This window comes from Candidatus Magnetominusculus dajiuhuensis, from assembly GCF_046044395.1.
GTDB classification, from domain to species: Bacteria; Nitrospirota; Thermodesulfovibrionia; order Thermodesulfovibrionales; family Magnetobacteriaceae; genus Magnetominusculus; species Magnetominusculus dajiuhuensis.
This window is the reverse complement of sequence record NZ_JBJUSG010000182.1, coordinates 1-5,305: the sequence shown is the minus strand read 5'-3', so window position 1 is coordinate 5,305 and position 5,305 is coordinate 1. Positions and strand designations below refer to the sequence as shown.

General features: G+C 47.1%; 2 protein-coding genes. One reads left to right on the top strand and one right to left on the bottom strand.

Features of this window, described 5'->3' with window-relative positions; genetic code table 11:
* Positions 1 to 279: 279 nt before the first annotated feature.
* Positions 280 to 1,902 (top strand): bacteriohemerythrin, encoded by a 1,623-nt coding sequence (locus tag AB7D94_RS16320; RefSeq protein ID WP_420267098.1) that lies wholly within the window; start codon positions 280 to 282, stop codon positions 1,900 to 1,902.
* 24 nt (positions 1,903 to 1,926) lie between these two features.
* Here the strand turns inward: AB7D94_RS16320 and AB7D94_RS16315 are convergent, their stop codons facing one another.
* Positions 1,927 to 4,533, bottom strand: coding sequence for a transporter substrate-binding domain-containing protein (locus AB7D94_RS16315; RefSeq protein ID WP_420267096.1), 2,607 nt, complete (start codon positions 4,531 to 4,533; stop codon positions 1,927 to 1,929).
* Positions 4,534 to 5,305 lie beyond the last annotated feature (772 nt).

Here is a 5,305-nt window from a genome sequence, read left to right as displayed (position 1 = left end):
GGGGGGGGGGGCTGCTTTACTATTGTGACACAGTCTGTTCGCAGGAATGACAGGAAAAAAGGAATGACAGATACTGGAACGACAAATTTAGGGGTTCAGATGTTCTGTCTTGTCTGTCATTCCCGCGAAAACGGGAATCCAGAAGTGCAACTTTCTATTGTAATGCGTTTGCCCTGAAAACAAACTTCACACAGATTAATTCTTAGTGCAGGATATGTTATAATGAATCCTATGATGCGATATATGTCACTTTGGCTATTATAAAACTTAGGAGGGCTTATGGCGGTAGGAACGAAGGTTACGGCTGGTTTTTTGATAATATCATTAATGGCGGCCGGGCTTGGTTTTTGGGCTTATATTAATGAAAGTAATGGGTTATCGTATCTTATCTTTGCAATAATCATCCTCGTGGCCGCTGCGGGTATGTTGTTTGCTGTAAAGAAAGACCTCAACAAACTCGTGAAGACGCTTATGAGTTTTAAATTGTTTACAGAATCAGACAGCGATGTCTCTGTGAAATTGGATGAAAGCGGCACAGGGGAAGTTGCTGCGGCGGCCAGGATATTTAACAAGCTGGCCGAGAAAATAACCACGATGGTAGAGGATATTTCGATGCTTAATGAGCAGGCGTCTTCCTCTTCTAACGAGCTTGTTGAGCTGTCCGGCGAGACTGCCCAAAGCGCCGTCAATCAAACCGAGCAGATAGAGCAGATAGTCAACTCAATGTCTCAGATGAGGGAAACGACCGCAGAATCTGCCAGTAACGCGATGATAGCCTCTGAATCGGCCAGAAGGGCATCGGACATTGCCTCACGAGGAAAAGATGTGGTCAACAAAACCATCGAAAGCATGAACGGTATTAAGCACAGGACTGAGGATTCTCAAACGGTGGTACAGACACTTGGAGATAAGTCCAGGCAGATTGGCGAGATAATCCAGGTCATCAACGACATCGCCGAGCAGACGAATCTCCTTGCCCTGAACGCGGCCATCGAAGCGGCAAGGGCGGGGGAACAGGGGCGGGGGTTTGCTGTTGTGGCAGATGAGGTGAGAAAACTGGCAGAGAAGACCTCAAGCGCCACAAAAGAGATTTCCACGATGATACTGACTATACAGGAGAGCACGGGCAGTGCCGTCGAATCAATGAATGAGGCATCTTTGGAGGTGTCCAACGGTGTGGAATTCATAAATCAGGCTGGTACCACACTTGAGGAAATCGTTCAAACAAACGAAGACGTAACAGATAAGATAACGCGCATAGCCGCGGCTACTGAACAGCAATCGGCTACGACAGAGGAGATTTCCAGGACAATGGAGCATATCTCTATGTTGTCCAGCACCGTTGCATCAAGTGCGCAGAGAACCGCCTCCGCCGCCGGGGAACTATCAGAGACAATCGTAAAAAAGATGCAGTCGGCCCTGGGCCAGTACAAATTCTCCGGAAGGGCCATCGGCCATGACGATATCGAAAGCAAACTAAGCTCCGTACCACCTTTGATGCAGTGGCAAAACGGCTACTCCGTCGGCGTTAAGAGATACGACAACGAGCACAAAAACTTAGTAAAACTTATTAATAAACTTCACGCGGCCATGAAGCTGGGGCTGGGCAACCGCATAATCGGCGATATATTGGACGGCCTTATAGACTACACAGTGACTCATTTTAATGCCGAAGAGCAGGACATGAAGAGATTTGGCTATCCAAAGCAAGAATTCGACGCCCACATAGAACAGCACCATAAGTTTGTAAAACAGGCAGGGGATGTCCAACGAAAGTTTAAAGAAGGCCAGGGCGGATTAACACTTGATATAATGAGTTTCCTCAAGAAATGGCTGGCAGAGCATATAATGGGCACAGATAAAAAATATATGCCGTTTTTTAACTCTAAGGGGCTTCATTAATACGCTTCATTAATACCGGAATACTTACGCCGGCACTTGCGATGGCAGTATAATCGTGAACCTTGAACCGCCTTCTATGTTATCAACCACTATTGAGCCGTTTAGGTGGTCTTCAATAATCCTTTTTGACATATGGAGGCCGATACTGGCGCCGTCTCGTCCTTTCGACGGGAAATAGGGATCAAACACATTGCTGATTAACCCTGCGTCAATGCCGCCACCGTTGTCGGTTATGTCAATGCGGACGCCGGTGCCTTCATGGGAGACATCAACTGTTATCACGCCATCCACGTTGCGGAATCGTGTTACCGCCTCTTTTGCGTTGCTCAGGATGTTTAGAATAACCTGTGAGAATTCGTGAGGATAGCCGTAGATGGAAATGTCTTCAGTGGAATTCAATTGTGTGGAAATCAGGTAATTCCTGAAAGAGCCACTAAGCAGTGCCAACGCGTCATTTATGGATTTTGAGACGCTAAAAAGTTCTTTTTCTTTGTCAGGTTTGAAGAAATTTCTGAACTCGTCAATAGTTGCGGCCATTTTCTTAATTTGCTGCTGGCCCTTTGATGTGAAGTCGTTAATGTTTGGTTTATCCAGTTCATCGAAGTCCGAGGCCTCTTTGATATTTATTAAAATCAGGTTAAGAGCGCTCAACGGCTGGCTCCACTGGTGGGCAATATTGACTATCATCTCGCCCATTGACGCCAGCCTGGATTGCTGGATGAGGACATGCTGCTGCTCTATCGTCTTTGTGATTTCCTCTCTGACTCTGGCTTCGAGGCCATTGTTCAGGCGCTCCAACTGCAATGATTTTTCATGCAGGGCCTTCTCAAACAATACCCGTTCGGTTATATCAACCGCGACACCCCTTACGCCTCTTACAATGCCGTCGTGAATTATGGCGCTTGCGTAGATAAACACAGGGATTATACGGCCATCCCCTGACTTTATCTTGAACTCTGCGCCTCCGCAGACCGTTTGCTCTTCGATTATCTTCGCAAGGTGTGCTTTAAAAGCCCCGACGTTGTCATCCCCGATGGTTTTCAATATGTCGAGGCCGTCTGTGGTGTGTGTGAGGCCTAAGGTCTCAATACCGCAGCGATTGGTAAATGTAAAAACCCCCTTTTCGTTTACTTCAAACACAATAGCGGGCAGCATATCAGCAAGTTCTCTGAATTTCTCCTCGCTTGCCTTAAGGGCGTCATCAAGCATTTTGTGTTCGGTAATATCGGAGAATATCGAGGCAAAACGCCCCCTTGCCGGGCAGAATACAGACATTTTAAAGTGTTTTCCAACCGAGGGCAGGTGGGCCTCAATTGAGACCGCAACCCCTTTTTGAGCTACGCCCGCAAACAGCTCTATAAACTGCCCTGAGTGAGCGCCAAAGAGTACTCCGGAGAGTGTGCCCACCGCACGCTCCCTTGGAATTTCCATAACGGTCTCGTAGGCGGGGTTTACGTCCAGCACACGAAAATCTACGGCCTCGCCCTTGTCGTTGTATATAACCTCATGGAGGGCAACCGCGTCGTTCATTGAGCTGAACAAGGAGCGGTACTTTGATTCACTCTCTTTCAGCGCCACCTCGACCGCTTGCTTTCGGGTGATTTCTATTCTAAGTTTTTCGTTGGCCTCTCTGAGTTCCGAGGTTCGGTCAGTAACTCTTTTTTCGAGTTCGTTGCGTGCCTTTTCAAGCGCCTCCTTAGAGAGTTCCAGTTCCTTCGTCTTCTCTTTCACCCTTGTCTTTAGCCTCTCTTTCCATATAAACAGCAAAAATATGGCTGTAACGGCTGCCATTGTCACCGACAGAAGCATGAGCAATAATCTTTTGCTGCCGATGTCCCCGAACTTTTCTATACGCACCCACTGTCTGTAAATATCCTCCTTCTCGGCGGCGGTCATGCCCTGAAGGGTTCTTTCAATCATATCGGCGAGCTCTGGCCAGTCCTTCCTAACTGCAATTGCCGGCCTGTATGTATAACCCGTGCTTCCCGCTATTTTGAGGTTGGTTATGCCCATTTTCCCTGAGTGGTAGGTGACAGAAAAGACGTTTCCTATCAACGCGTCCACATCTCCGAAAGACACGGCCTTGAGGCCGTCTTCCATCGTCGGGACAGAAACTATATTTATGCCGGGATGGTCTCGTCTTATCAAATCCTCCTCATCATAATCGGACACAATTGCGGCTTTTTTCCCCTTCAGGTCTTTTAGTGTCATGATATTTGACGATTTTTTTGTTATTATCTCAACAGGAATCTCAATATAGGGCTTCGTAAAGATCAGATATTTTTTCCTCTCCTCTGTAATACCAAGACACGGTATGACATCCAGACGATTCGCCTTTACCATGCTGTTTATCTCATCTGTCTGGACGTTTTCAATCCCGTCATAGACGAGGCCAAGCCGTTTATTTATATGCTGCATGTAGTCGGCGGCAATTCCTGTGTAATGGCCTGCCTCATCAACGAACTCAAACGGCGGGAAATCGGGGGATACCCCGGCCCGAATCTTTTTGTGCGCGGCAAGCCACTGTCTCTCACCCTCAGTAAGCTCCTCAGCAGCAAAGGCCGATGCTGTGGCCAACAACAGCAACAGCAGAGCGGCTATGGTCCTAACAGAAATTGTAATCTGTCTCATTCGCATGTTTCCCCAGGGTATGACACCTCATATTGAAAAAAAACACCCTCTCCACAACTCACGCACATTATACAAACACACACATGGAGTTTGGTTGATTTTGGTTTTCGCGGACACAATCCAAGCGCAGTGAAAGTGGTTTTCTTATCATTCATGCTGTATAGTAAACTAAAAGCCTTACTTTTGCCAAGATATGCTGTCAGCCCAAGCTCCGATATAGGAATGTACACCTTTTCCCCAGAAATCTGGAAACCTTCAAACCGCTCCTCTACTCAATCTGGAACACGGAGAAAGGCGACGGAATCAAGCATTTGGGAGCATTCCCTGCCGTCTTTATGGAAAACTTACTGCTATCACACAGAGCCTCTGACCCGTTCTTTCCTAAAATCCGTCTTGCTTAAATATAAAGCATTATGTTACCCTACTTGTAGGACGCTCACAGAGGCTGATAAACTTCCGAAAGATGCGGCGGCGCTACTTAATGCGGTATGAACCACTCTCATATTGATATGCTTGAGGAGCTTTGTGTGTGCTTTGGGAAACGGAAAAAGGCAACCCGACCTATTAGGTTTATTGGGCGCGGCGATAGAATTATGATTAATCAAAGGAGCAAGCTTTAAAGTTGTGTAGAAGTCGGTAGGTTAAGGGAGGATAGCAACATGACCGAAAATGCCATCATCCCCTTTGTGGTGGGTTGTAAGAACTGGTTATTCTCCGAGGTAAGCGTCTAAATAACTACACCCGCTGGGTTACCGGCAAGAGTACCCCCTAT

Bases quoted from the DNA above. Each gene is read 5' to 3' on its own strand.
- AB7D94_RS16320 (WP_420267098.1), top strand. From the start codon at position 280: ATGGCGGTAGGAACGAAGGTTACGGCTGGTTTTTTGATAATATCATTA.
- AB7D94_RS16315 (WP_420267096.1), bottom strand. From the start codon at position 4,533: ATGAGACAGATTACAATTTCTGTTAGGACCATAGCCGCTCTGCTGTTG.